Raw genomic sequence first — 26,444 nt, forward strand, 5'->3', positions numbered from 1 at the left:
TAGAAAATGCTTTGTATCTGTTAATATGCTCATTACTCAACTGTTCAGAATTTAAACTTCTGAGGAAACTGTTTGATAATTCCATCCGATAAGACGTCCGCAATTTTTATTAGGTGAATTTCCCCTTCATCAAAAGCACGAATATCTCCTTTCCAATCTTTCTTAAGCCTTGCAACTACACTATCAGTAACCATTTTTAAGTGTGCATGGAGCAACTGCCTCAAAGTATTCTTATCCCAATTTGGATTGGCGATGCTGAGAAAGGCAGCAAGATCATCCGCATTTTTGTACCATGCCTTTTATTTCATATTATCTTCGTATTATAATTTTACCTTAAACAAAAATTGAATTAATTAATTCTAAAAGTAAAAACTATTTATTAAAGGAGGTTAATTAATGAAATACAAAGCAGAGAAAACTATCGAAATTTCATCCTGGATAATTGTGTCATTATTATTAATAAAATTTACACCAAAAAATAAAATTCGTGAATCACTAGTTGTATTTTTATTTAAACAAGCACTAACATGGATTTTTGGATTACTAGTGGTAGAAAAAAACTTAATTTCCTATCCATATCGCTTATTTTTCAAAAAAGCAAATAAAGCTAATTTTTCATTTGAATACTTTATATATCCTGGACTGTGCGCTTTATTTAGTTTGTACTATCCAAAAAATAAATCTAACCTTTTAAAAACCCTGCATTGCTTTATTAGTACTTCTGTAATAGTCATCTTTGAAATAATTGCAGTGAAATATACAAAATTAATTAAATATAAAAAATGGACTTGGTATTGGAGTTTTATAACAATTTGGATAACTGATTACTTAACACAAGCTTTTCACAATTGGTTTTTTAAAACTAAATTTTCATGAATAAAAAGGAGCAGTTAGACTGCCCCTTTTATTAAGTTAAATGCACGATATCAGTCACGTGCTATAAAAGATAGGACTGGATTTTTAACTCTCTTGTTCCACTCCACGTTACTTTACTAAGAAAAGCTGTCAGAGTTGGCAGCCCTAATTATTTAGGTTACCCTTTAATTTATCTAATTTCTTTAAAAGTCCGACAAAAACTCTAATTGTAAACATTGTGAAAGTACACGATCCGGAAGTGTGGAAAGGTGTCCATTTATTCCATTTGAATAATCAGAATTCTTTACAACGAATCCCTCTCTAGGCCCCCTTAAACCACTTCAGATTGTGGTTCTCCCACTTGCCTAAAAGTCTTTTTAGAGTAACAGATTATTCCTGCTTTATTCTTGTTAGGAAATAAGTTGATACAAATACCGTATAATAAGTACGACAATATATCCTCAATTTTATCTGAAAAAAACTGATGCTAAGGGAATCACATTTTTTAATACTGTGATATCGACATCATCGGTTCCGTGAAGATATTTTTTGACAACTTTTTCAAGCAAGGATTCGTATAATAATGTTTCGTCAACAATATTTTCACAATACATAAAAATAATTTGCTTCCCTTTAATATTTCGAAGGTTTAGAATTTAAAATCTATATCCTCACAATGTGTAAGTTTATCTTGGAAAAATTTATAATTTTTCTCTATAGAATCGGTTAATTTTTCCATAAAATTCTTCCTTTTTTATTATTTACACTATTGGATTCAGTTTATAATTATTTAATTGATTTACTAGATACTGGTGGTTCATTTAACCAACCTTTTTTAACCAATAATTTAAACCCTTTTTCTGAAAAACTTTGGACCTGTTCCATTAATTCACTTAGTATTTTGACATGATTCTTCTTATAACTAGATACAGCAGCGTTTTGTAAATTTATTATTCCAATAGGATTTAAAAACATAATTAGGTTCGTCATTAACTTATCTGAAAATGGAGATTCAGGGACCCTATGAACGAAGCTCTCTAGTCCAGTTGTAGTACTAATTCCGTTTTCCCTGAAAATATCCGATAAAGTAGCAGCTTGATGAAATGCTATTTTCTTGCCATCAATAAATAATTGCTTTGACTCTTCATCTTTTACAACATCAGCAAAAGCAGCGCATAGAGCAACACCAACATTATTGCATTGAAGTGCACTGTACATATGTCCCAATTCTACCGCATTAAGTGGTCTCAATTGTGTAGATACAACCTTAAACAGTTTACTCTCTCTTTCATGTGCTTTCATGTATAAAAATGGACTGTTTTGTAACAAGTTCTTTTCTTTTAATAAACCTAAAAGAGATTCATCAATTTGAATAATCTTAGTAAGGACTTCACTAAAGAATTTCTTTACATTCATATCCGCTAGTTCTGAATATTGAGAAGCGAGGACCCGCATCCCATTTCCGGTAATATGCTTAAGAATTTCAATGATTAATTGATCGGTAAAAAGCTTTACTGAGGAGTTATATAAATCAACTTCACTGAAAAATGGCGTTTCATTATAACCGCTGTTATTTAATATCTTTGTAGCCTCTTTTTCTTGAAATGTAGATAATGAATTGATTTCATCTAGAACACTTCTCAAATCTTTATCTTCAGCAGTGTCAATAAGATTTTTTAAAAAAATATTAACCATATTCGAACTTGATTGTAGATACCAAAGAAAGCCGAACTCATTTACGTTCATACAAAAGGCTCCTTCATTATTTATTTTCTCTTATTTAGAATGACAAAAATATTGGTAATTATTCAGGGTATATTTCTAATTAATACATTTAGTCTCAATCTCAAACTTTATTAATTATTGTAATTTATATAATTTAATTAGAGTTTCAAAAAAAAATACTAATTTCACTGGCTCTCAGGTTTCTCAATAGCTTTTTTAATGATTTTCATTAGTAAAAGCCCTATCCAAATTCCTGGTATCACGCACAAAATTGGTAACCATATTGGGCCAAATAAAAATCCGGATATCTTGAAAGTTGATGAATATATACACCCCACTGTTACAAAGAAAGCACAAAAAACGAATGGTAAATAAGAATATTTTCTATTTCCTCCACCAGCATCTTTATAAGCATCCCACATAGCAAAAAAGTATAAACAAGGGTAAAACATTAGCCATAAGTAATCAGTTTGAGCAATGGCTTTTTCGATTTCTCCATGAAAACTAGAAATTATAACAACATTAAAATTTGCATTTACATTTATAAGGAATTCTAAAAATACAAAAACAATACCTTTTATTAGTTTGCCATTTAAAAATTGACCAAAGCCAGGAAGAGCAATACTCCATAGTAATACTTCTTTTGAGTTAGCCACCTAATTCAAGCTCCTTACCAAGTTTCGTATAGTGTGATTATGCCCATTGTAAAAAAGGCAATCGCACTAATCTTTATTCATTAAAAACTTAATTAGTTTTTTATTGTGGAAATAAAATTTAACATTACACCAACGTAACCTTAGAATGTCCTGCTCAACATAAAAAATGTGATGAAAATTACAGTGATGGCATTTCATTTCTAAATATTAATAAACAGAGATATCCAATAAAAAGACGTGCTTCTATCAACATGGAAAGTGATTTATGTTAATAATTCCTTCTATCAACTGTATTTCCTCATTATAGATGAAGTTCTTGCCCCCATCAGTTAAACCAATGAACATACATAGTCCCTAAGTTCTTTTGTTAATTCTTCTAAACTAGTAAAGTGTTTTCCTCATACAAACTCAGTTTTAATTATCTTAAATGTTGCCTCTGCCACCGCATTGTCATATGGGCAGCCTTTCAGGCTCAACGATCGCTAGATTTTGAAAGTTTCTAGAGCCTCATCAATAATCTTGTTTTTGAACTCACTTCCTCGATCTGTTGTTTTAATTCTGGGGAAATTGATTTTTCGAGGGTTAAAATTCCCTAAACAAACTTAATATCCAACCATGGTAGGTATTGTTCAGCAATTTGATGAAGAGCACGAAACCATAAATTTTCTCCGCCCTAACAATATTCAAATAGAAAAAGTTACTGACGAAATCTTTTAAGGAGGAAATTATGAAAGAGTTTATTATTTCATATATAGAAGATAATGAAATTAGTGGCCATAAAAAGGAAATCCTCGTTTTGGGCGAAGACTTTCAATCATGCTATGAAGAGCATATTCAAAAATAAAACAAATTTTTTATTAGGGAAGCCTATTATTCATTTATATCTAATCGAGATAAATTTAAAGAAAGTTCATCTAATACTAAAAATACACAACCAAAAACGGTTCTGTAATCGATATAGTCCCCTTTAACTTCAACATTTATCTCAATAATATTCCTTTTATTATGTATGTACTTTTCTTCAAATTGATTAAAATTAATACTTGTAACAGATACACTAATTTCCTCTAAGGATTTTTTTAGCTCTCTTTCAAATATTGAATTATTAAAGTTTTCCCTGAAGAAAATACGAATAGTAAATTTCATTTTAAATCCTCCTTCTACTTATGATTTGCCAAATCTTCCCTACTTAACCGAATAACTTGTGTATCTTTTTCCCATTTAATTTATTCAAGTCGAAAAATAACGATCTACAGGAATGCTAAACTGTACCGTAGCGAATAAAAAAAAGCGATCCTCTAAGTATCGCTCATTTTACATTATTGCACCCGTTTGTGAACAAATGAGTTGTTTTCTTTCAACTTCTGTCCGCTGTTGACTTTGAATTAAATATTAGCCTTTACTAACAATGTAAAGAAATCCTCAAGGAAAAAAATACTATGGTTTTTCTTTCTGTTTTCGTTTTTGCGTTCTTCCATTCGGAATGGCTGGAATCCATTCTTTTTCCATTAACCTGCACAGTTACAAAAAAAATGGCCTTGCTTTTTTATTGAAAGCAAAGTATCAAAAGTTTAAGTACTTCTCACCTTTGTTTTGTAGCCTGTGTTAACGGTACCGCTCTTCCTTAAATGGATTTGCTGTCATCGAATAGCCACGCTCTTCCCAAAAACCAGCCTCGTCTACTTTCATAAACTCAATCCCCGAAACCCACTTTGTGCCTTTCCATAGATAAAATACTTCTGGTGGAATAAACCTTAGTGGATAACCATGTTTTTGATCAATATCATGCCAATCATGATTTTTATCCTTCCAACGGTATACAAACAAAGAATCGTCCCCTAATAAAGGCTCTAGAGGCAGGTTTGCAGAATAACCAAATCTATCCCCATTGTAGTAACCGTAAATTTTAATGTATTTTACACCTTCATTAATTTCAACAAATTTCAATAACTCTCTAAGTGCAATTCCTTCAAAAGTTGTATCAAATTTAGACCAGGTGGTAACACAATGCATGTTAACGCTTGATATGGTCTTTGGAAGCTCCATGATTTCCTTATAGGATAAGGACTTTTCTTCCTTCACCTCACCAAAAAGTCTGAAATTCCATGTGATTTCATTAAACTCGGGAACATCCCCTGTGTGTAGTATTGGCCATTTTTCTGTTTCAATTTGGCCAGGTGGAAGCTGCTTTTTCATCTTACACCATCCCTTTTTCATCTTAAACATTAATTAAATCACAGTGTTTTGTATATTATGCTTCAAAATAATGAAAGCATGCTGTAGTCAAATTCGTTATTTGAGATTTACCTAAAATTTGGAACCAGTATATTCCAATAAATTTCTTATTCCACTATCCTGCCAGTTAGTTCAAGAAAGTCTATTCTTACCATAATAGGAACGACAATATGTTACTTTATCGTATTTACAACTTTTTATAGACATCTGCATAAGCAAATTTCAACTGTTCCCGTAGCCCCTTATTTTCATTTTGGAGTTTCTTTATCTTCCTTTTTAGGAATTCGATTAAAGCATCCTTGTTACTATCATCCATATTATTTGCTTAAGTTGTTTAACTGTTAGTGCTTGTGCCTGTCCTTCCAGGTGATGATTTTTATATGCAAGAAAATGAAAATGGATGTTTAAAATTAGGGTGTAGATGAAATTTTTGGGTAATATGTTCGTAATTATAATTTAAAGGGGGAGATCATCTTTTAAAAAAATATTATCAATTTCAGCACTTGTTTTACTATTGCTAGTAGGTTGTCAAGGGGCTAAAAACAGACCATAGACAAAAGTAATGCGGTAAAATTTCTTATTAATCTCCGCTAAATGTAATAATAATTTTAATAAATATGTCCTTTTGGAGTGTGAAATGATTGCTTTATTTAGAGAAAAACCATGACCCACGAAGGAACTCCGCAATTCTTGACGAAATTACCAACCAATTTGACTTATCAAAGGCTATTCAAGACACCGAACAACTTTTTAATCAATTCCCAGTAAGTAAAACCTCTCATCGTGGTAAGGATGGACGTCATTCTACAGGAACTCTTTCGCAAAAAATGGCAGCATGTTTTTATCGCTTTTTATCCACCTACACAACTTCCGATTCTCGTGGAAAGGTTAAAATAGATACGGCTGGAGACGTTGTACCAGATTGGAAAGATCTGTTGGACAATGAGTTCATTCATCTAGAAAATAATGTGGAGATAGTAGTCGATGTAGTGGATTATGGGGCTGTTGGCGATGGAAAAACGGATAACACCCTTGCCTTTAAAAAAGCAATTGGCAACGGTAAAGTGAAAGTAATAATACCGGCTGGCGTCTTTATCACAAAGGGAATCCAACTGCCCTCCTATACTATGCTTGTTGGCGCAGGAAAAGGTGTGACGACCATTAAACTACATGATTCAGCTAAAAAAGGCACTCGGCTGATCACAAACGCAGACCATTGGAAGGGTAATCACCATCTTTTCGTTGGGGAATTAAGTTTGGATTGGAATATAGAAAGGCTTGGCGATGTAGGGAAAACAAGTACATGGGGAAATCATTCGAGCTGTTTAACCTATGCAAAGGTGACTTATGGCTGGGTAAAGGATGTTGAAGCGATGAATCCAGGGCTGCATTGCTTTGATATTTCATCGACTTTGTACAATTATGCTGGCGACGGTTTTCGCGCCCACGGCGGCAGCAAGTTTGTCTGGCTGGATAACTTAAACGGCTATGGCTTTGGTGATGATGGAATTACCACCCATCACAGTGATTATATCTTTATCTCCCGCTGCCATATGTCTGACCCGAGTGGACGTGCCCACAAGAAGGGATTTTCTAATTCTAATGGGTTTGAGGTCGATGATGGTTCGAGGAATGTGGTACTAGTTAATAATTCTTCGTCTAGGTGCTTTGGCGGGGTTGAAATTAAAGCGCACGAAAATTCATCAGCCGCTTCAAATGTCCATATTATCGGGCATATTTCCGTCAATGATAACCGCTCGTTTAATTTCCGGCATATCGGACATCACAAAAGTACCGATGCTGAATCAAAAACGGCCTATAATATTTGTGCTACGAATCTTGTAGCCATCGCGCCAATTTTTACTGAGTTATATAAGGACTCAACACCGCGCGGAATGGTGGTCTCCGCTTATAAAAATGTCGTAATCAACCATTTTACTTTGATTGGTGATCCCAATTATGACTACAAAGGCCAACCAGTTATTGCTGTTCAGTATCGGGCTAGGAACGTAATATTAAAGAATATATTGGCCAAGGATTTTAAAAAAGCAGGGAGCGATATTAAAGTATTCGGTGGAGAGAATCGCGCCGATTCTATACAAATTTGTAATGTGACGAGCCGAAATTCTGCACCTAAAGTGATCGAAATCGGCCCAGGTATCCTAGATGTTACAATTGAAAATACAAAAAGCGTCGACAACTATTTGTGACGCTTTTCTTCTTTTTCTAGGGTCATTTCATCGACCAGTTTTTCTGCCACCTTGCGATATAAATTACTCATATGAACGAGAGAAGAAATCATTAATACCTGCTCAAGATCCTGCGATTTTCCTTGATTAACTTCGATTATTTCTTTTTTAACCCCCTTTACCCTTTCCCCAATGTCTACTTTGAAATCATCAACATTTTGGCGGGTTAAATTCAGATAACTGGTATAAAAAGAATCAAGTTCAATTTCCTCACTGATAATTTTTTGATTGATCCCAGCAAGGGTAGCTTTAATATCATTAATTGAAAGTGCCCCTTTTAGTTGGTATATCAAACTCATCAGGATGAGATGCTCTTTTGAATATTTCTTATTTTGGATTGGAAAAATGAGTTTTCCTTTCGCGTAATTATTGATCATCGTTTTGGTGAGGACCTTGTCGTCTTCATTCCGCTTCGTTTCCGTGAATTTATTTTCAAATAATTGGATCACCTGGTCCATATATAAATCGATCTTTGGTATTTCCTCTAACGTTAATCTTGCATCTAAGCCGAGCTGCTCAATAATTTTATTGATATTTTCCAATTTAAAAACCCCGTTCATTCGCTTAATATTTTTTATTATACCTAAACATATATCCATTGACTAGGTGTGAATATATAAGTATTATTATAAGTAGTTATCAAAACTACATGTTGTATTAGGAGGCATTACAAATGAACAATTACATTCGCGAACCTATTAATGGACTGACCCATTTAGCGGGAGCAGTATTAGCCTTTGCCGGACTCCTTGCGATGGTTATTAAAGCGGCTGCAACAACCAGTTCACCGACTGCGATTACAGCAGTTATTATTTTCGGAGTTAGTATGATTCTGCTTTACTCAGCATCGGCTACCTATCACATGGTAATTGCTCGCGATAAAGTAATTGCTTTTTTACGCCGGCTCGATCACTCGATGATATTCATTTTAATTGCTGGTACGTATACTCCCTTTTGTTTTATTAGCTTGAACGGAAAAATAGGGGCCATTCTATTTTCCATTATCGCAGGAATTGCAATAAGCGGGGTTGTTTTTAAAATGGTCTGGTTTAATTGCCCGCGCTGGATTTCTACCGCTTTGTATTTAGCGATGGGCTGGATGATTGTGTTTGTATTCTCGCCGCTTACGGGAAGCTTAAACCCCCATGGTTTATTTTTGCTCATTCTCGGTGGAATTTTTTATACCATTGGCGGGGTTATCTACGGTGCTAAACCTAAATTCTTGCAATCAAAATATATGGGCTTCCATGAAATTTTTCATATTTTCATTTTGCTTGGAAGTCTGGCGCATTTTTTAACCGTGTTCCTTTATGTCATTTAATGTTGAAGACTTTAAAACGCCCTCATTGATGGCGTTTTTTGTTTTTGAAATAAACTTTTTAAATGTGGCACAAAATAACACTAATAATGCACCATACTTAGATAGAGGTGTTCTTAGTTGGTCAGATTAATTTTTCAATTGATTGTCATTGGACTTTGTTCAATACTATTTGGATTTGCCTTTAACACGTTTCTTATTCCCCATCAACTGACTTCAGGTGGCGTGACAGGCATCGCCTTTTTTATTCACCATTTTTTAAATGTCAATACTGGCTGGATTATTTTGCTCATCAATATTCCCTTATTTTTATTAGGATTAAAATACTTAGGAAAGAAATTTATTTTGCTGACAGGGTATGCCGTCTTTGTTTTATCAATGAGCATGAAATTTATTCCGATTCATCCTATTAGCAATGATATTCTTCTTTCTTGCATTATTGGAGGGGCTCTCTATGGGATTGCCGTTGGACTGATTATTCGGATTGGGGGTTCGACTGGAGGTACGGATATTGTTAGTCTTACGCTTGCGAAAAAAAGGAACTTGCAGGTAGGCTTTTTAAATATTTGTATGAACCTTTTAGTCGTGGGGATTTCTGGGTTGATCTTTGGCTGGGGTATCACACTGTATACGATTATCGCTATTTATGTGTCGGGCCGGGCCGTTGATATGGTTTACACGAATCAAAATAAATTAACGGTAACGATTGTAACGGATAAATATAAAGAGCTGACGGACGCACTAATCCTTTTGCATGCTCGCGGCGTGACGGTAACGGATGCAGAAGGGGCATACACCCACAAGCCCAAAAAGGTATTAACCACGGTGATTACGAAATTCGAATTAAATGAAACAAAGCATACGATTAGAAAGGTGGATGCGAAGGCGTTTGTAAATATCATGCAAACGATGGAAGTGATGGGGCGTTTTCGGAGGGATTGATGTGGTGGGATGGGATGATGCCCATGGATTTCGGTTAAAGGCATAAATCATATTAACAAGTTTACACAGAACCGATTTTTTTACCTTCATGGGCATTAGTTGTATCCACTAGTTCCCGTTGATCCGTTTTTTGGGGCCTCGTTGGGCATTAGTCGCTTCTACTATTTCCCGTTAATCCGTTTTGGGGGCCTCGTTGGGCATTAGTCGCTTCCACTAGTTCCCGTTGGACCGTTTTTTTGACCTTCACGGGCAGTAGTCGCTTCTACTAGTTCTCGTTGGACCGTTTTTTTTGACCTTCACGGGCAGTAGTCGCTTCCACTAGTTCCCGTTGGACCGTTTTTTTGACCTTCACGGGCAGTAGTCGCTTCCACTAGTTCCCGTTGGACCGTTTTTTTGACCTTCACGGGCAGTTGTCGGGACCTATGAATACCGCCGTCCCGTTTTTTTCGACTTCACAGGCATCATACGCACTGAATTCCCTCTAATATTTAATCAATCCACCCCAACTCTCTTACAAGTTCCTCCATCAATACTCTAGCGTGATTATAGACCGGGTCCTTTGCTCCATATAGTAGCGTGACAGGGCCTTGTGCTGCCATTTCAAAGATTTGCCGGATATATTCCCGCTTTTGTTCATCCGTGCGAAGTTCATCAAGGTAACTGTTTCGGAATTCTTCAAATAGCTCAGGCTTATGACAAAACCATTTCCGCAACTCGTTGCTAGGAGCTAAATCTTTAAACCAATACGAAAGCTTTGCTGCATCCTTCGAAATTCCCCTCGGCCAGAGGCGATCAATTAAAATCCTACATCCGTCGATTTCCTCATAGGGCTCATAGACCCTTTTCATCAAAATATTTCCCATACTTCACCTCCAATTGGTGTCAGGCACCCATAATCCAAGTGTACGCTCCGTATGGACAAACTCCGTAGTTTGTCCACGAATGGTGTCAGGCACCAATATTAATGCACCAATATTAAACCACCAAACCAATATTAATCTTCGTCCTTCACGTCGATGCTTTCTGGGATGGGTTCGTTTTGGATTTCTTCGATTAGTTGTTTGTATTTTTCCATTTGTTTTAGGTGGGTGTTGAATTGTTCTTTGTAGATGAGGTATGCTTCCCCATCAAAGAGGGCGCGGATTTTCTTCTGCTGGATAAGGCTTTTGACAGTTGCCTCTGGAACTGATAAATATTCTGCCGTCTCTTTTATTGTAAGGTACAATTTGATTACTCCTCTTTAAGAAAATTGATTTGCGGGACAACCCTTCCTGCTCTTCCCTTTGTTGTTCCTGCCTGTGATAATGAATTAAGAATTGCTTCTTCTGCTGCCTCTGCTGCAGCCGTAAAAAGCTGATTCATGATTGGATGGTCCTCACGAAGTTGGCTGCGTGTTTCAATCCTCTCCTCCGAAAAGTGTGCCATTTTCTGCGCCGTCGAAAAAGCAATGACAATATCACCGCTGCCATGACTAAAATGACTGCCGGTTCGGCCAAGGCCAATGCCGCAGCGTTTCGCTAAGCGCTGCAATTGCCGGTCACTTAACGGGGCATCGGTGGCCAAAACAATGATAATCGAACCATCCGATGTTTCAGACAAGCCTTCACCCTCCGGATAAAGAAACAACCGTAATTCTTCCTTTTTTCCAAAATTGCTTTGAACTAGGCAACCGACTGTATACTCTTCAACGATACGGGAGGACGAGCCAATCCCGCCTTTATAACCAAAACAAACCATGCCTTTTCCTGCTCCAACCGCCCCTTCGACAGCCTGGCGGTCGGATGCATTTTTGATTGCTTCAACTGCATGCTCAGGTTTAACAGGAAATAGACGGATTGAATTCAAATAACTATCATTACATTCTCCAACGACTACATTAATCGTGCCAGTGGTTTCGCCAATTTCCTGATTCTCTTCGAGCATGTATTGCAGCACTCCCTGTGTGACTGCTGGGACCGCGAAGGTATTTGTTAACATAATAGGCGATTCAAGCACACCTAATTCATTCAACTGCACAAGACCAGTTGTTTTTCCAAATCCGTTAATAACATAACTCGCTGCGGTTACTTTTTCTTTAAATAAATTGCCTTTATGAGGCAGAATTGCCGTTACTCCTGTACAAGCATACGCCTCTCCTGACTCATCAAGCGGACAGTCCAGTGTGACATGCCCCACCATCACACCCGCCACATCCGTTAGACAGTTTTTTCTTCCAGTGGGCAGTTTGCCGACGATGATTCCTTTTTCTCTAACCTTCATCGAAAAATCCCCGGCCGATGATCAAGAAAGTTTTGGTAAGCAAAGCCGCGGACAACTTCTTCAGGGTAATATTTTAAAAGTTCATTAATAAGATTTTGGCTCTTAGAAGCATCTTCTAAATTAGTAATAAAAGTTGTGATCCCATCAAAATCTGAGCCGAATCCGATTTGATTGACGCCGCCCAATGAGCAAAAATGATCAATATGTTTCACAAGGTCTGAAATTGTTACTTCTCCCCATTCTTTTACAAAAGGTGGATGGTAGACCACATGAATGAGGCCGCCTTTAGCAAACATCGCCTGCGCCTGTTCATCTGTTAAATTACGCAGATGGTTGCAAAGTGCTCGTGCATTCGAGTGGCTTGCAATCGGATACTTGGCTAATTCAATGACCTCCCAAATCCCCTTGTCACTTAAATGGGAAACATCGGTCAGGATTTGATGCTCGTTATTAAACTCGACAATCTCTTTTCCGAACAGTGTCAGCCCCGCCCCGCGCGGTTCCCCGGCGCCATCTGCAGCAAGATTTGCTTGATTCCATGTCAAACCAATGGAACGAACCCCGAGTTGATAAAGAATATGGAGCTTCGCTAAATCGTTGCCAATCGGATCCACTCCTTCAAGTGTTAACATCGCGCCAATTTGGCCAATTTTTAAGCGGTCAAAATCTGACCATTCCTTGATATGGACCATGTCCGGATTTTTCCCGAGTACTTCCTTGTAAAAATAATCAATTTGCTCGAGAGCTACTTGAAATTTCTGATCTCCCTTTATTTCAGGTTCAATAAATATCGCAAAACATTGAACTTTAATTTGACCTTGCTGTAATCGTATTTTATTGGTTTGTAATTCTGGTGCGTCAGCAAATCGTAACGAACCATGCGCTTCTTGGAGTTTCATAAGAGCATCACAATGCAAGTCAATGATATTCATTCAGCATACTCTCCTTTTTATTAAAAATTTTATCACAACAAAAGGAGCTAGGTTGGTAAATACCTAGCCCGACAAAAATTTAATTTAATAGTTAGTTTGATTCCGCCATCTTTTTAATGCTAGGCAGCACTTTGTCCCAAATATCCGCACTTAAATCGCGATATTTTCTTCCTTCCGGCATTACAGAAAAATCGCCTTGCAAGATATGTAAGTTCGTTGTTCCATTTCCCTCAGACAAATGGAAGGTGATTCCATCTTCTTCGGTGACAAGTGCCTTTTCCTCACTGCGAACATCAAATACGGTAAAGCGGAGGAGCTTATTTTGCTGAAGAGCCGTCACATTACCTTCGACGATCACTGTCCCGTCTTCCCCTTTCCATAGGACAGGACTGCCTAATTCCCATGTAGAGTCGAGATGAAACTGTGGTCCGCCGCTTGAGAATTCCGTTGCCCAGTGATTATTGAACTCATCAACTGTAATCACAGCCCATACCTTTGATGCTGGAGCATTGATTTCAATCGTTTTATCAACAAATAGCTTTTCCATAGGTACCTCCTAGACAAGATATCTCCATTATAATTCACCTTTACGTCCACTAACAATTATTGTCCATAATGATAAAAAAAACTCACCGACTGGCGAGCCCGAAACAAATTTTAATATTTTCTTAGAAATACGGCTTCCTTTTCCATCAATTTATTGCGAATGCATTCATGACAAAAAGAGAGGATTTTTTCTATCTCCTGCGTTGTATTTGCAAGAACCCTGAGGGCAAACCCTGGCACTGCGATCATCGTGAGACCAATTCGTGCTTCAAAAATCGATTCGAAATAGTTATGGAGTTCTTCTAAAAAAAGCTGGTTTACCCTATCATCAATAACAATCATCGTCCCAAAATGGGTAAACCCCTCCATAAAACCAATCCCCTTGATATCCCCATCTGGTTGAAGTTTTACATGATCAAATAATATTAATCTCTCATCACGGTATACTTCCATTTTGGATTGCAATAAGCTATATTGAAATAATGTGCCATCAGGGGCCCACCCTGGAGTAAAAATTTCTGAACAAATAAGAGAAGACCCGCTCTCCATACGAACTACAGTCCGTTGTTTATAGCATCCATACTGGTAAGCGATAACTGGATCGGGCAGATATTCTAAAACACTGCCGCTTTTTAAATGGATCGTCATCTCCTGAATAGCAGGCTGGACTCGCGTTTTATAAATTTTGGTGGATGACTGCGTCGTGATAATCGCATTGGCTTTTTCTTCCAAACAAATATCAATTTTATATGAATCCCCGTCCACATAACCGCCGCCAGGATTCATTATATAAAAATAGGCCTCACCGCTTGTTGTTAGGTAAATAGGTCTAGTAATTTTAAAAGCACCCTCAGAATAGGAATCTTTTAAAATTGTTTTCTTCCCTTTCCTGGAACCTGTTAGTCGCAAGTATCCTGTCCAGTTTTCCACCTATCCTAACCCTACCAGCAGTGCATTTGACTTGAGCCAATGAATAACTTCGTTTACACCGACATCCTCTTTTAAGTTCGTAAAAATATAAGGCTTCTTGCCTCGAGCTGCCTGTGTATCTGCCTCCATGACCTCTAGACTTGCGCCAACATACGGTGCTAAATCAATCTTATTAATAATAAATAGATCAGATTTAATCATCCCTTGTCCGCCTTTACGAGGAATTTTTTCCCCTTGGGCTACATCGATAATATAAATGGAAAAGTCCACAAGTTCAGGACTAAAGGTAGCAGCTAAGTTATCGCCGCCACTCTCGACAAAAATCAGCGCGAGATCCGGGTGTTTCTCTTTTAACTCATCAATCGCAGCAAAATTCATCGATGCATCTTCCCGAATTGCCGTATGCGGGCAGCCACCGGTCTCCACACCAATAATTCGTTCCTCTGGGAGCACACTGTTTTTTATTAAAAACTGTGCATCTTCCTTTGTGTAGATGTCATTGGTTACAACCGCCATTTTATACTCTTGATGGAGGTGCCTCGTTAATCGCTCTACTAGCAGTGTCTTCCCTGCTCCAACTGGTCCACCAACTCCTATACGTACTGGTTCCATTGCTTCCCCTTCTTTCATGGTTTTTTAGGACATAAACAATCGGGTATGTAGTCTTTCGTGGCGCATTTGTGCAATTTCAAGGCCAGGAGCGACAACTCCAAAATCATCCACATCCATAAGTTCAATTTCTTCTGCTATCTTTAGTAAAAAAGGCTGCAGTTCTAATAGAATACGTTGACCAGCCGTCTGCCCAAGCGGTATTCCGCGCACACCATTCTGAATAAGAGTCACCATACTTGAATAAAGGAAAGTCAAGATCCCCTGTCTTTTCTCAATACCTAAGTAGTGACAGATGATCGAAAAAGCAATTCCAGGGTGGCCAAACGCCTCCTTGGCACGAATTTTACTAAGATACACTTTTAATAATGGAATGGAATATAAATCAAACCCCATACGAATCAATCTATCCCCAATCCGGCGGTTTGCCTCCCGTGTTTCTTTGGGGATATTCTGGATGAACAGTTTTCGATCGAGCATCCAGAGCTCTTCCATATCATTATTAAGTAAGGTTTCATAGGCTATACGGCAGGCAAGTCCGTCCGTATAGGCCACTTGTTTTTCCAAGTAAATTCGAATCCATTCAAAAAAGGTTTCCTTACTATAGACGGTTTCTTCCTGGATATACGTCTCCAATCCAAAGGAATGGGAAAATGCTCCTGAAGGAAAATTCGAATCGCCAATTTGCAGTAAAGCCAAAAGTTGATTATCCATGCGAGTGTCCGATATGGCGGAAAGCCCTTTTAACCTTTCTCTCTTCTCTTGAGTATGGAACACCCAATTGGTCGAGCAGCTCCTGAACGAGATAATCATATTGGACGAGCATAACCGCACCTTCAAATTGCGCTGGTAAGTGGCGGTTGCCCAACTGATGAGCAATTTCCCCCATTTGCTTTATACATGTCGGCTGAATCACGATCAAGTCGTCACTGGTGACACTGATGACAATCATATTTCGGTCATCCATGAATAATATATCGCCATCAATCAAGTCTTTTGGTTCCTTTAAGCGAATCCCAACCTCTTTTCCGTGGTCCGTTGTCACCCGTTGAATTCTTTTCACTAAGTCATCACTGGCTAGATATACTCTTTCTATGTGACGTCCAGTTGTTGAGATTTCTTCTACATTCCCAATGACTTTTTCAATAATCATTCTCTCACTCCTAAAATAAGAAATAGCGCTGGGCCATCGGCAATACCTCGGCTGGTTCACAGGTAACCAGTTGACCATCCACAATTACTTCATATGTTTGTGGATCGACTTCAATGGATGGCATCTCAGCATTGAGCTTCATATCCTTTTTTGATAGCTGGCGGATTCCCTGTACAGGTTTGATTTGTTTTTTTAGTCCCAGCTTTTCGGGAACCCCAAGTTCAATCGCTGCTTTTGACATGAAAGTAACCGATGTGGTGTACTTGGCTTTACCAAAGGAAGCAAACATGGGCCGATACAGAACAGGCTGGGGAGTAGGAATGGAGGCATTTGGATCTCCCATCAGACTATGCGCGATCATTCCACCTTTCATGACGATCTCTGGTTTAACACCAAAAAATGCCGGATTCCAAATGACGAGATCTGCCATTTTTCCCACCTCCACCGACCCAACTTCCTCCGCAATCCCGTGTGTTATCGCTGGATTAATTGTATATTTGGCAATGTATCGCTTAGCACGGAAGTTGTCGCAGTCCCCCTTATCTTCTGGAAGTTTGCCGCGCTGCTTCCGCATTTTATCAGCTGTTTGCCAGGTACGAGTGATCACTTCACCTACTCGGCCCATCGCCTGCGAATCGGAACTAATCATGCTGAATACGCCTAAATCGTGGAGAATGTCTTCCGCTGCAATCGTTTCTTTTCTGATGCGCGAATCAGCAAAGGCAATGTCCTCAGGCACGTCGGGGTCTAAGTGATGACAAACCATCAGCATATCTAAATGCTCATCTAAGGTATTTTTGGTGTAGGGTCGTGTTGGATTGGTGGATGACGGGAGGATATGCGGGAAACTCGCGACCTTAATAATATCAGGAGCATGACCGCCACCTGCCCCTTCCGTATGGTACGTATGGATGACCCGGCCATTAATCGCTGCCAATGTATCCTCGACAAACCCGCCTTCATTTAAGGTATCGGTATGAATGGCAACTTGTATATCATACTGATCCGCGACCTTAAGGCAGTGGTCAATGGCAGAGGCGGTTGTCCCCCAGTCTTCATGTAATTTAAGACCAATCACACCGGCATTGATTTGTTCAATTAACGGTTCCTCAGCAGACGAATTACCCTTTCCTAAGAATCCTAGATTCATAGGGAATTCTTCTGCTGCCTCCAACATGCGGTGAATATTCCATTCACCTGGCGTACAAGTGGTGGCATTTGTTCCCGTTGCCGGACCGGTGCCGCCGCCAATCATGGTGGTAATCCCTGATGACAGGGCTGTTTCGATTTGCTGCGGACTAATAAAATGGATATGGGCATCAATCCCGCCAGCGGTTACAATCATCCCTTCACCGGCAATGACTTCAGTCGAAGCCCCGATGATGAGATCTACGCCTTCCATTAAGAGAGGATTGCCACTTTTTCCAATTCCAGTGATTCTGCCATCACGAATCCCAATATCGGCCTTATAAATCCCACTGTAATCCAAAATAATGGCGTTGGTAATGACGGTATCCAGTGCTCCTTGTGCTCGTGTCACAAGCGGATGCTGCCCCATCCCGTCACGGATTACTTTTCCACCTCCAAATTTCACTTCATCCCCATAAACAGTAAAGTCCTTTTCTATTTCGATAAATAACTCGGTGTCCGCAAGCCGGATGGCATCGCCTGTTGTAGGACCAAACATGTCTACATATTGTTTTCTCGACATTCGAAAGCTCATAATGGGTTCTTCCTTCCATGGTCCAATGGGCCATCCGTTTTATTATTTAGCCCATAGACTTCACGCTTACCGGCGAAGGGGACAAGGTCTATTTCTTTCGCATCACCAGGTTCAAACCGGACAGCCGTGCCAGCAGGGATATTTAGATGCTTGCCAAATGCTTGGTCTCGGTCAAACTTAAGCGCGCTATTTACTTCATAAAAATGAAAATGGGAGCCGATTTGAATCGGGCGGTCGCCTTGATTTAGCACCATGATCGTGCAAGTCGTTCTCCCCTCGTTGCAAATAATCGGCTCTTGTTTTAATCGATATTCCCCTGGTATCATTTCTTTTCCCTCCCCCATTGATTGGAAGTTTTTTTACATTTACTGTAAAATCAACTCTCTATTTCGTAAAATAACTTCATTTTTTTGTAAAATCGAACTTCTCCTACGTGTAATAAATTTGTTTTTTGTAAAATTAACTCCCTATTTTGTAAAATCCCCCTATATTTCTTGTAAAATTAGCTTAAAGCCCCCAACCAACCCTCTCTAAATCTAGCGAATCGGTTCATGTACAGTGACAAGCTTGGTTCCGTCTGGAAACGTTGCCTCTACCTGGATATCGTGAATCATCTCCGCGATTCCTTCCATCACGTCCTCACTTGATAATATTTTGGCCCCCTCACTCATCAGTTCCGCCACCGATTTTCCATCTCTTGCCCCTTCGATAATTTCGTAGGTGATCAGGGCAATCGCCTCGGGATAGTTTAATTTTAAGCCTCGGTCTTTGCGGCGCCTTGCCAAATCTGCTGCAACGACAATCATTAATTTTTCCTGTTCACGCTGAGTTAATTTCATTCCTTACCTTCCCCCAATAAATCATAAAGTGTGCAGGCAATAATCTTCGTGGCATCCACCAAATCATCGACTCGAATATTTTCATCAGCCCGGTGCCCATTGGCCTCTTCTAGCAATTTAGGTCCAACACCAAACATGATTGTTGGGATCCCTTTTTCATAAAAATGACGGGCATCTGCATAGATAGGTACTCCGTTAATGGCTAATTCACCCTTGCCCCTCATAATGGACTGCCAATTCGAAGACAGAGCTGAGATCAATGGGGAATCTTCCGGAACAGGTCCGAAACTTTCCGCATGGAGTATTTTGCGAATCTCTATTTTTATTCCCTCAGTCAACTTAACCGCCTCTTCGACCACACCTCTAAATTCCACTTCCGCTTGTGCGCCATCTTCACCAGGAATCAATCTCCGGTCGACCCTAATCGTACATTCATCGGGTACAACATTCGTGTTTATTCCTCCCGAAATAAGACCGACAACCAAGGTAGGGTGATCAATTCCAGGCACCACAGATTTTTTGGCAGCCAGTGTCTGACGATATTCATATAAACGATTTAAAATCTTTGTCGTCGCCTCAAGCGCATCAATTCCTGTATGTGGCAGGGCCGCATGAGCAGATTTCCCTGTTGTTTTCACTTCAAAATGTAAACAGCCATTGTGTGCATTAACCGCTGAATAGGTAAAGCCAGCGGCAATCGCCTGATTAGGTTTAATCTCCCCTAGATCCAGCAGTCTTTTCGGTCCTAATTCCCCTCCTGTCTCTTCATCAAATGTAAAGGCAAGATTGACTTCCCCTTGCAATTGCTGACTGATTTTTGCCTGTTTCAAGGCTAGAACAGCATATGAGTAGGCAGCAATATCCGATTTGGAGACAGCCACCCCCCGTCCATACATCCTACCGTTAATAATCTCCCCTCCGTAGGGGTCAACACTCCAGCCTAATCCTGGCGGCACGACATCACCATGTGCATTTAAGGCGATATTTGTCCCCTCTCCATTTCCAAACTTCGTGCGGCTTAGGACATTGGCCAGACTGATCATTCCAGCTGCTTTCACTTCTTCTTCATCCACATCTAGTAGGGAAACATCCTCAAATCCGAGTTCTTGAAGCTGATGATATATAAAGGCCGCAATTGGATAACAGTCGCCTGCAGGATTATCCGAAGGAACTTGCACGATTTTTTTTAAAAAATCAATCATTTCTACCTGGTGATCCTCAACCCATTGGACTAAGCGTTCCTTATCCTGATTCATCAAATTCCTCCCCTTTACTAAAGACAAACACCAAACTTCCCTTTACTCACCCCTAATTGGTCATCATAAATGACTTTCCCTCGTAATATCGTTTTCTTTACTTTGAGTAAAAACTCCTTATCCTCATAGGGTGAATACGCATTTTGAAAAGCCAATGACTGTTTATCAACAATTGTTGATTCATCTAATCGGATCAACACTAAGTCCGCATCGAAGCCGGGCCGAATCCTCCCTTTTCGTTCAGCAATTCCAAACCTCTCAGCCACATTCGACGTCCCTAATGGTAAAATTTGTTTTAGGCTGATTTTCCGTTTTAGAGCTTCATCAAGCAGTGAAAGCCATGTAAATTGAACACCTTGAATTCCTCCCCACGCTTCCCAGATGGAATCCGTTGCTTTCATCGAATAGATACACGGAGAATGATCGGACCCAATTGTGTCAATCCACCCTCTCTGAAGGCATTCCCAAAGCCCCTCTACTTCTTCACGCGGTCTTAATGGCGGCGCACATTTGAGGATGGCACCACTTTTTAGAAAATCCTCTTCATCAAAAATCAAATAATGCGGGCAGGTTTCAACCGTGACGTCTACTCCGCTTTTTTTGGCTTGCTCGATCAATCCGATTACTTTCGCCGAACTAATATGCACGAAATGAAGGGCAGTTCCATGTTTTGCAGCAAGTTCTAGAGCATAATTAACAGCTTTCTCTTCTGCAGATACAGGTCTGCTGGCGAGAAAGGCCTTTCGTTCATTCACTCCCACCCTTTGTTTATAAAAAGCTGTCAACTTATGAATCTCTTCATCCCACTCTGCATGGAGGGCGAGGATCTTGTTATGTTCCTTTGCTGCTTGCATCGCTTGTTTCAATCCATCCGGAGATATGAATTGGAAATCTTCAATCCCACTCTCACTCATAAATGCCTTCCAAGCAATAATCCCCGCACTCATTTGGGAGAGCTCTTTCCGGTCAGTGATGTTCGTTTCTGTTATTCCTCCCCACAGAGCATAATCAACGTATGACTTAGTAGATAAGTAGTCTTTTTTATCTTGTAAATTCTTAAAATTAGTGATGGAGGGGGCACAATTCAGCGGCATATCAAAAACCGTCGTAGTACCGCCGATTGCTGCAGCACGGCTGCCTGTCTCGATTCCTTCCCAATCCGTTCTTCCCGGGTCATTGAAATGGACATGAGCATCAATAAAGCCAGGAACAACCAGACAGCCGCTTGCATCGATCACTGTATCTGTTTCCTCTTTCAATGGTTCTGCTTCACTTTTTACAAAGGAGTCAATCTGCTCATCAATCACTCGAATGTTTACCTCTTGAAAGCCTTCCTCAGTAAAAACTAGCCCATTCTTTACCCATAGTTCTCTCATCTTAGGCCCCCTTAACTCCCGCGATACGTACTGTAACCGCCAGGTGAAATCAGCAATGGAACATGGTAGTGGGATTCGGGGTCAGAAATGCTAAAGCGAACGGGAACGCAATCTAGGAATGAAGGGTCTTCGAGTAAGGTAGCGCGATTACGGAAATAATCTTCCACATGAAAACGAAGTTCATAGATTCCTTTTTTCATATTTTCCCCTTCGAGGAGAGGGTGGTTTACTCGCCCATCCTCATTTGTGCGGCATGTCAAAATGAATTGAAACCTGTTATCTGCATCAACATGCCATAACTCCACTACCACGCCACTTGCTGGCTTACCAATACTTAAATCCAGAACGTGAGTTGTTAACTTTCCTGTCATTTCGGTAATTCCCCTGGATTTTCTAAATCATCACGTGTCATTGAAAAACATTGAAACCCGTATGGAGGACGCGGCTCGGTAAATACCTTTCCATCTTGTGAGGCTGGAATTTCGTCTAAAATGGTTTCCCACGTCCGGTTATTGGATTCAAAGCGAACTTCAACTAACTGTGGAAAACGCTCTAATATGCGAAGGCCAATGCGGTAGATAAGATTTTGGATGGAGGGAGAATTTTCTTCATGAAAAACAGTATAAGCAATATCCCTTACTTGCTCGGCGGCAACATACCCATTTGCTGTAGTGCCCTTCGCTTCCTCAAAATCGTTATAGCGCCACCCAATATTCAAAAAGATAAACAGCGGTCGATCAAAGGATTCCGGAAGTGTTGTATATTCGTCTTGCACAAACCCATAAAAGGAACTGCCTCGTACCTTTAAAAGCTTTAATCCCTTTAAACTGCTGAGATGATCAGTTGTGATAATTTCTTCTTCAGAGCGCTTCACTTCCACTTGAGCCAAAGATTGCTCATTTAATGAATAGCGGAATACTAATGGACTTGGCTCAAAACTATCTTTCGTCGGCACTGGAAGTTCGTCAAATGGGATTTGTTCACTCGAAATATCGACTGCACTCATATGTGAATACGTTTCAAGGAAACGACGGCCGACAAATTCCAGGAACCCTTCTTGGGTGGAACCTGTATAATCGCCAGCATGTTTTAGAATAAAATTTTTCATCGAATCGGTTGCGACAACTAATGAATTATCTCCATCTTTAAATGACGATAAGAAGGCATCGCCCTCGACTGCCACCTTCACGTTCATTCCAAACAGAATATTGCTGCGGCCCGTAAAGGCTGATTCAGGAATCGGACGGACTGCTGTAAGCGGGGCTGCGTAAGTACGATAAACCCAAACATCTGCTTTTCCATAACGCATCGTTCTTTGCATAGCATCATCCCCTTTATTCAATAAGATCAGTTAAGCGGAACCCAACAATTTTATAGACCTCGTTTAAGGCTGTCAGGAATTCTTGCTCATAGGCATTAGCAACACGCACTTTCATTGCTGCAAGGATGGTATCCTTGTTTTGGCCCTTCACCGCCATGATAAATGGAAAGCCGAATTGTTCAACATACCTTTGATTTAGTGACATAAACTCCTTATGTTCATCCTTTGTTAACCGATCTAGCCCAACACCTGCTTGCTCCTTTTGTGAAGCCTCTGAAATGATCAATCTAGTCCCGAGATCCGGATGGGCCCGAAGCAGTACCAATTGCACAGCTTCCTCTGCATTTTTTACAACCGTCACCATTCTTTGTAAGAGTTCCTCACGAGAATGGAAGGGCAGACTTTCCCAAGCCACCCTTGCCACCCATGGAGAGTGCTCAAACACCCATCCTACTGCACTCACAAACTCTTCTTTGGTCATTTGATTTACATCGTCAATCGAAAGTCGCGGCTGGTTATTCACTACTCGTGCCCACCCCTTTCAGAATTTCATAGTCCTCTTTTGTATCAACATCAAAAAAGTCCCAACTGTTTTCATAGTCAACTAGTTTTCCAGTTAATTGAGCCTTTTTAAAAAGCTGCCGAGCTCCTTCATCCCCTTCAAGTTTCAGTAAGTCAGGAACTACTTTAGGTGAAAAAATAATTGGCGGTCTCGGAATGCCCTGAAAACTTGCCCCAAGAAACGAGATATCGATATTTTTATGGAGGTTCTCCATATAACGAAAAACCAAGTCATTGATGATTTTTACTGGCAAGAGAGGTTGATCAGCAAGAAGGATCATGATTCCTTTTGGCTCCATTTCCATGGCTTCATGTATTCCTCTTCGCAAGGAATGGGCCTGCCCTTGATCAGCGTCTTGGCATATCACAGCTTTCCACTTTTCTCGGAGAGGAGTTTGAAAAAGGGTGCGATCAATCCAGTGGAGACGATCCGCTTCCCTTGTCACCATAATGGTATAACTTAATTCAGATTTTACTGCTTTTTCTAAGACTGAATGTCCAATTGATTTTTTCCCCCATGGGAGTGCCAGCTTGTTAATCCCCATCCGCCCACTCTTACCGGCGGCAAGACAGACTGCGATGATCCCTGCGTTATTGCTCAAAGGTAACCACCTTTTGCTGCCTTTTACTTCGCTGCTGTTGTATCAATTCTGCAACAATACTGATGGCAATCTCCTCGGGACCCTCTGCTCCTATTGATAGACCTGCAGGACTGCTAATTTCCTGAGGGAACTCCAGCCCCTCAAGAAGACGTTGTGTCCTTATCCTTGGACCAAGAATCCCTAAATACATTAGGTCCTTCCCCTTTAAATGATTCAATATCTCCTGATCCTTTTGAAATTGGTGCGTAAGGATCAGGACTGAATCAGAACGAGTCAAATGCAGCAGTGGAACCGTCTCGTGTGGATACCCAACTAGCCATCCGTCAGCATCTGGAAAGTGGTCTTCATTACACAAGGCAGAACGCCAATCTGAAACAGTCACTGAAAACCCTGCCTGTGAGGCGATTTTCACCAATGGCACGGCATCAGCACCCGCACCAAAAACAACTAATCGAGGTTTCGGTTCAAATGAATGAATATAGACACTTGATGATAGTTCCGCAAAATATTTGATCCCACTTTTGGAGAAATTTTGATGAATTTCGTTTAATAGACTTTTAACCTCATCTAGTACCCTTCCATCCCATTTTCCAAAATAATGTTGATCATCCGACAAAAATAAATAGTCAGAAACCGAATACTCCTTGGTCAATTTTTTCATCATCGTGACTCGATGGCCATTGTCCAAATGGAACTTTAACTTTTGAAGGTGGTCCCGTAGAAGGGCATCGACAGGTTCAAGAAGCACATGTATGACCCCGTTACAGCCTGCCCCCTGTCCCCACGACAAATCGTCCACTTCCTGCATATCATAAATAACAGTTTTTACTTTCCCTTCATCCCTTGTTTCTTGAGCTCGATAGGATAAGTCTGTTTCTAAACAGCCTGCACTTAACATACCAACCTTTGTTCTGTCACACCGTAACAACATGGATGTACCTTCTTTACGATAGGCGGATCCTTCTACATGAATGATGGTTGCTAAACAATCGCCTTCATGATAAGAATCAGAAAATAAGGCGTTTAAGATTTCATGAATCCCTTCCATCTTGGCCCCCTATTCTTTCCTAGTTTCTAACACTATATATATTGATAGACCTCCCAAAATACACCCATGTTCTTTTTCAATTTTCTACTGACCAGGTAGTTTATGTAGATAGACGAACATAATGAACAAAGTCCATGTCATCTTTTTTCACCATAATATCCAAAAGAGGATATAGTATCTACACTAGTGTCATAAAATCTCACATAGAAAATTTACGGTTTTTGCACAATTTTATTTAAAAATCATGTCAGAAATCCTTTCAACAATGGAGCATTTGTGAGCATCTTACTGAATAATGTATGGTAAGTTCATTCACTGTCCTCAACTTCTGGCAACAAGGCTTACTCCTAATCTGCCAGTTATTCAACACAGATGGAATTCAATCTAAATAGACCAAATGAAAAATAGAATGGAGTGTTGGTATGACGGATACTCTCTTTATGGAAAAAGCGATTGAGCTCGCATTAAATAATGTATTGACGAAACAAGGGGGACCGTTCGGGGCGGTCGTCGTCAAGGATGGAAAAATTGTGGGTGTGGGTCGAAATCAAGTGACAGGGACAAACGACCCTACTGCCCATGCAGAGGTACAAGCGATTCGAGATGCCTGCCGGAATTTAAACGACTTTCAGTTGAACGATTGTGAGATTTATACCAGCTGTGAGCCTTGTCCAATGTGTATCGGCGCCATTTACTGGGCTCGGCCTAAGGCTGTTTATTATGCCTGCACCAAACAAGATGCAGCAAAGATTGGCTTTGATGATCAATTTATTTATGAACAGCTATCACTTCCCGTCGAAAATCGAAAAATACCGATGAAAAAAATCTTTCCAACAGATGGAGACTTACCTTTTAGAACATGGGAGAATGCACAAGATAAAGTGGAATATTAATCTGACAAAAAGGATGTTGTCCTATGGAGAGAAAACAAATAATCAAACGAATCTCTGTATCCTCCAAAAGAGAGCCCGCAGATACAGTCATTAAAAATGGCAAAATTATTGATGTCTTTACTGGTGAAATGATGGTAGGTGACATTGCGATTGTGGATGGATATTTTGCGGGGATCGGTGAATATGAGGGAAAAAAGATCATCGATGCGAAGGGGCTATATATTTCCCCTGCTTTTATCGATGGTCATGTTCACATTGAATCCTCGATGGTTACACCCAAGGAGTTTGCGAAGGTTCTTCTTCCGCACGGGGTGACCACAGTTGTTGCCGACCCCCATGAAATTGCCAACGTATTAGGAAAGGATGGAATACAGTACATGCTTGATTCCTCGGAACATCTGCCGTTTGACTTTTTC

At 39.9% G+C, this 26,444-nt stretch carries 32 protein-coding genes and 2 pseudogenes; 6 read left to right on the forward strand and 28 right to left on the reverse strand.

What is annotated here, in order from left to right; all coding sequences use genetic code 11:
• Positions 1-44 precede the first annotated feature (44 nt).
• Positions 45-194, reverse strand: a complete 150-nt coding sequence (locus BR30_RS37715; protein ID WP_155928476.1) for a hypothetical protein — start codon at positions 192-194, stop codon at positions 45-47.
• Positions 195-396: 202 nt separating this feature from the next.
• On the opposite strand from BR30_RS37715, the gene BR30_RS0107850 reads away from it, so the two are divergent.
• Entirely contained in the window at positions 397-876 is a 480-nt protein-coding gene (locus BR30_RS0107850) for a CBO0543 family protein (RefSeq protein ID WP_026564545.1), read from the forward strand.
• A 765-nt stretch (positions 877-1,641) separates the two neighbouring features.
• Here the strand turns inward: BR30_RS0107850 and BR30_RS0107865 are convergent.
• The 6 genes and pseudogenes from BR30_RS0107865 to BR30_RS37720 all read right to left on the reverse strand — a co-directional run.
• Complete coding sequence (locus BR30_RS0107865) at positions 1,642-2,601, reverse strand: DUF3231 family protein (RefSeq protein WP_026564546.1); 960 nt, start codon at positions 2,599-2,601, stop codon at positions 1,642-1,644.
• Positions 2,602-2,765: 164 nt separating this feature from the next.
• Positions 2,766-3,236: a hypothetical protein gene (locus tag BR30_RS0107870; RefSeq protein WP_026564547.1), complete on the reverse strand. Its 471-nt coding sequence runs from the start codon at positions 3,234-3,236 to the stop codon at positions 2,766-2,768.
• Positions 3,237-3,637: 401 nt separating this feature from the next.
• Positions 3,638-3,784 (reverse strand): annotated as a pseudogene (locus tag BR30_RS36545) (IS3-like element IS655 family transposase); the annotation flags it as partial.
• Positions 3,785-4,106: 322 nt separating this feature from the next.
• Entirely contained in the window at positions 4,107-4,382 is a 276-nt protein-coding gene (locus BR30_RS0107880; protein ID WP_026564548.1) for a hypothetical protein, read from the reverse strand.
• Positions 4,383-4,841: 459 nt separating this feature from the next.
• Positions 4,842-5,432, reverse strand: a complete 591-nt coding sequence (locus BR30_RS0107890) for a molybdopterin-dependent oxidoreductase (protein ID WP_026564549.1) — start codon at positions 5,430-5,432, stop codon at positions 4,842-4,844.
• 226 nt (positions 5,433-5,658) lie between these two features.
• Positions 5,659-5,828: pseudogene (locus BR30_RS37720) on the reverse strand (DUF6262 family protein); the annotation flags it as partial.
• A 284-nt stretch (positions 5,829-6,112) separates the two neighbouring features.
• On the opposite strand from BR30_RS37720, the gene BR30_RS32840 reads away from it, so the two are divergent.
• Positions 6,113-7,681: a glycosyl hydrolase family 28-related protein gene (locus tag BR30_RS32840; protein ID WP_035445205.1), complete on the forward strand. Its 1,569-nt coding sequence runs from the start codon at positions 6,113-6,115 to the stop codon at positions 7,679-7,681.
• Here the strand turns inward: BR30_RS32840 and BR30_RS0107900 are convergent.
• Positions 7,672-8,262 carry a DUF1836 domain-containing protein gene (locus BR30_RS0107900; protein ID WP_026564550.1) on the reverse strand — a complete coding sequence of 197 codons (591 nt, stop codon included), beginning with the start codon at positions 8,260-8,262 and terminating at the stop codon, positions 7,672-7,674. The two genes, BR30_RS32840 and BR30_RS0107900, sit on opposite strands and share 10 nt — an antisense overlap.
• Before the next feature lie 131 nt (positions 8,263-8,393).
• Here BR30_RS0107900 and trhA point away from each other — a divergent pair, with 131 nt between their 5' ends.
• Together trhA and BR30_RS0107910 are read left to right on the forward strand one after the other, a co-directional pair.
• On the forward strand, positions 8,394-9,041 hold the full coding sequence (gene trhA / locus BR30_RS0107905) for a PAQR family membrane homeostasis protein TrhA (protein WP_026564551.1): 648 nt from the start codon (positions 8,394-8,396) through the stop codon (positions 9,039-9,041).
• A gap of 117 nt (positions 9,042-9,158) precedes the next feature.
• Entirely contained in the window at positions 9,159-9,980 is an 822-nt protein-coding gene (locus BR30_RS0107910) for a YitT family protein (protein ID WP_051633508.1), read from the forward strand.
• 488 nt (positions 9,981-10,468) lie between these two features.
• Here BR30_RS0107910 and BR30_RS0107915 read toward each other — a convergent pair whose 3' ends face one another.
• From BR30_RS0107915 to BR30_RS0108005, 20 genes are all read right to left on the reverse strand, one after another.
• Positions 10,469-10,843 carry a DUF488 domain-containing protein gene (locus tag BR30_RS0107915; RefSeq protein WP_026564553.1) on the reverse strand — a complete coding sequence of 125 codons (375 nt, stop codon included), beginning with the start codon at positions 10,841-10,843 and terminating at the stop codon, positions 10,469-10,471.
• A 3-nt stretch (positions 10,844-10,846) separates the two neighbouring features.
• Positions 10,847-10,972, reverse strand: coding sequence for a hypothetical protein (locus BR30_RS38380; RefSeq protein WP_269320602.1), 126 nt, complete (start codon positions 10,970-10,972; stop codon positions 10,847-10,849).
• 2 nt (positions 10,973-10,974) lie between these two features.
• Positions 10,975-11,205, reverse strand: coding sequence for an excisionase family DNA-binding protein (locus BR30_RS0107920; protein ID WP_026564554.1), 231 nt, complete (start codon positions 11,203-11,205; stop codon positions 10,975-10,977).
• Between the two features lie 5 nt (positions 11,206-11,210).
• Positions 11,211-12,239 (reverse strand): DmpA family aminopeptidase, encoded by a 1,029-nt coding sequence (locus BR30_RS0107925; protein ID WP_026564555.1) that lies wholly within the window; start codon positions 12,237-12,239, stop codon positions 11,211-11,213.
• Entirely contained in the window at positions 12,236-13,171 is a 936-nt protein-coding gene (locus BR30_RS0107930) for a dipeptidase (RefSeq protein ID WP_026564556.1), read from the reverse strand. The genes BR30_RS0107925 and BR30_RS0107930 overlap by 4 nt, the downstream gene beginning before the upstream one ends.
• Positions 13,172-13,262: 91 nt before the next feature.
• Positions 13,263-13,718, reverse strand: a complete 456-nt coding sequence (locus tag BR30_RS0107935) for an SRPBCC domain-containing protein (protein ID WP_026564557.1) — start codon at positions 13,716-13,718, stop codon at positions 13,263-13,265.
• 110 nt (positions 13,719-13,828) lie between these two features.
• On the reverse strand, positions 13,829-14,647 hold the full coding sequence (locus tag BR30_RS0107940; RefSeq protein ID WP_026564558.1) for an urease accessory protein UreD: 819 nt from the start codon (positions 14,645-14,647) through the stop codon (positions 13,829-13,831).
• Positions 14,648-15,259 carry an urease accessory protein UreG gene (gene ureG / locus BR30_RS0107945; protein WP_026564559.1) on the reverse strand — a complete coding sequence of 204 codons (612 nt, stop codon included), beginning with the start codon at positions 15,257-15,259 and terminating at the stop codon, positions 14,648-14,650.
• A gap of 24 nt (positions 15,260-15,283) precedes the next feature.
• Positions 15,284-15,970, reverse strand: coding sequence for an urease accessory protein UreF (locus BR30_RS0107950; RefSeq protein WP_026564560.1), 687 nt, complete (start codon positions 15,968-15,970; stop codon positions 15,284-15,286).
• A complete protein-coding gene (gene ureE / locus BR30_RS0107955; RefSeq protein ID WP_026564561.1) occupies positions 15,963-16,409 on the reverse strand; it encodes an urease accessory protein UreE in 447 nt (148 codons plus the stop codon). Before ureE ends, BR30_RS0107950 begins: the two co-directional genes overlap by 8 nt.
• A 10-nt stretch (positions 16,410-16,419) precedes the next feature.
• Complete coding sequence (gene ureC, locus BR30_RS0107960; RefSeq protein WP_026564562.1) at positions 16,420-18,132, reverse strand: urease subunit alpha; 1,713 nt, start codon at positions 18,130-18,132, stop codon at positions 16,420-16,422.
• Positions 18,129-18,458: an urease subunit beta gene (locus BR30_RS0107965; RefSeq protein WP_026564563.1), complete on the reverse strand. Its 330-nt coding sequence runs from the start codon at positions 18,456-18,458 to the stop codon at positions 18,129-18,131. Before BR30_RS0107965 ends, ureC begins: the two co-directional genes overlap by 4 nt.
• A gap of 210 nt (positions 18,459-18,668) precedes the next feature.
• Positions 18,669-18,971 (reverse strand): urease subunit gamma, encoded by a 303-nt coding sequence (locus tag BR30_RS0107970; RefSeq protein ID WP_026564564.1) that lies wholly within the window; start codon positions 18,969-18,971, stop codon positions 18,669-18,671.
• Positions 18,968-20,227 (reverse strand): ArgE/DapE family deacylase, encoded by a 1,260-nt coding sequence (locus BR30_RS0107975; RefSeq protein WP_026564565.1) that lies wholly within the window; start codon positions 20,225-20,227, stop codon positions 18,968-18,970. The genes BR30_RS0107970 and BR30_RS0107975 overlap by 4 nt, the downstream gene beginning before the upstream one ends.
• Before the next feature lie 17 nt (positions 20,228-20,244).
• The gene (allB, locus tag BR30_RS0107980; RefSeq protein ID WP_026564566.1) at positions 20,245-21,603 is read right to left on the reverse strand and encodes an allantoinase AllB; all 1,359 of its coding nucleotides are present in this window, start codon (positions 21,601-21,603) and stop codon (positions 20,245-20,247) included.
• An 11-nt stretch (positions 21,604-21,614) separates the two neighbouring features.
• The gene (uraH, locus tag BR30_RS0107985; protein WP_026564567.1) at positions 21,615-21,974 is read right to left on the reverse strand and encodes a hydroxyisourate hydrolase; all 360 of its coding nucleotides are present in this window, start codon (positions 21,972-21,974) and stop codon (positions 21,615-21,617) included.
• A complete protein-coding gene (gene pucL / locus BR30_RS0107990) occupies positions 21,971-22,924 on the reverse strand; it encodes a factor-independent urate hydroxylase (protein ID WP_035445206.1) in 954 nt (317 codons plus the stop codon). Before pucL ends, uraH begins: the two co-directional genes overlap by 4 nt.
• Before the next feature lie 13 nt (positions 22,925-22,937).
• Positions 22,938-23,447, reverse strand: a complete 510-nt coding sequence (gene uraD / locus BR30_RS0107995; protein ID WP_026564569.1) for a 2-oxo-4-hydroxy-4-carboxy-5-ureidoimidazoline decarboxylase — start codon at positions 23,445-23,447, stop codon at positions 22,938-22,940.
• Entirely contained in the window at positions 23,440-24,087 is a 648-nt protein-coding gene (locus BR30_RS0108000; RefSeq protein ID WP_026564570.1) for an NTP transferase domain-containing protein, read from the reverse strand. Before BR30_RS0108000 ends, uraD begins: the two co-directional genes overlap by 8 nt.
• The gene (locus BR30_RS0108005; RefSeq protein WP_026564571.1) at positions 24,077-25,135 is read right to left on the reverse strand and encodes an XdhC family protein; all 1,059 of its coding nucleotides are present in this window, start codon (positions 25,133-25,135) and stop codon (positions 24,077-24,079) included. Before BR30_RS0108005 ends, BR30_RS0108000 begins: the two co-directional genes overlap by 11 nt.
• Before the next feature lie 422 nt (positions 25,136-25,557).
• Here BR30_RS0108005 and BR30_RS0108010 point away from each other — a divergent pair, with 422 nt between their 5' ends.
• Positions 25,558-26,028 carry a nucleoside deaminase gene (locus BR30_RS0108010; protein WP_026564572.1) on the forward strand — a complete coding sequence of 157 codons (471 nt, stop codon included), beginning with the start codon at positions 25,558-25,560 and terminating at the stop codon, positions 26,026-26,028.
• Positions 26,029-26,051: 23 nt separating this feature from the next.
• On the forward strand, positions 26,052-26,444 hold a 393-nt coding region (locus BR30_RS0108015; protein WP_026564573.1), incomplete at its 3' end, for an amidohydrolase family protein.

The sequence above is a fragment of the Bacillus sp. UNC41MFS5 genome (assembly GCF_000686805.1).